Annotated in this window: 1 pseudogene; it reads left to right on the top strand. The window is 68.8% G+C overall.

Annotation, left to right across the window (positions count from 1 at the left end):
* A pseudogene (locus QM841_RS42970) lies at window positions 1-263 on the top strand (IS1380 family transposase); the annotation flags it as partial.

Consider the following 263-nt stretch of genomic DNA (forward strand, 5'->3'; position numbering starts at 1 on the left):
GGCCCGCGGGGCGCACGTTGGCTGCTCGAGCGGTGACGGCGCGTCGAAACCCCTGGTTCGGTGCGATTCGGCGTTCTACGGCCATCCCACCATTGGTGCCGCGACCCGTGCCGGTGCCGATGTGTCGGTCACCGTGCGCCTGACCTCCACCATCAAACGTGCGATCGCATCCATCGACGCCGACGAGTCCGCGTGGACGCCGATCGAGTACACCGACGCCGTCTACGACGAGGGCACCGACACCTGGATCTCGCGGGCGGAGG

It is taken from the genome of Rhodococcus sp. IEGM 1307 (assembly GCF_030056915.1).
GTDB classification, from domain to species: domain Bacteria; phylum Actinomycetota; class Actinomycetes; order Mycobacteriales; family Mycobacteriaceae; genus Rhodococcus_F; species Rhodococcus_F opacus_D.